This window comes from Mesorhizobium sp. M1A.T.Ca.IN.004.03.1.1, from assembly GCF_003997555.1.
GTDB lineage: Bacteria > Pseudomonadota > Alphaproteobacteria > Rhizobiales > Rhizobiaceae > Mesorhizobium.
On sequence record NZ_RZTV01000354.1, the window covers coordinates 1 to 270 of the forward strand.

Sequence of the window (270 nt, forward strand, 5' to 3'; positions counted from 1 at the left end):
GTTACAGGACGCCGCTCACTGCGGCCGCGACGCTTATCGTCTTCTGTCTCGTCGGTTACGCGATCATGCAGCTCACCAACGAGGTGCGCTATGACGATGTCGTCGCAGCGCTGGCTGCGACGAGGCCGAGCGCGATCCTGCTTGCTCTGTTCTTCACGGCGCTGAGTTTCCTTTCGCTGGTCTTCTATGATCTCAATGCGATCGAATATATCGGCAAGAAGCTGCCCTTTCCGCATGTGGCGCTGACGGCATTCAGCGCCTATGCGGTCG

General features: G+C 58.9%; 1 pseudogene. It reads left to right on the plus strand.

The annotated features are described in order from the left end of the window. Positions 1–270 (plus strand): annotated as a pseudogene (locus EOD29_RS31950) (hypothetical protein); the annotation flags it as partial.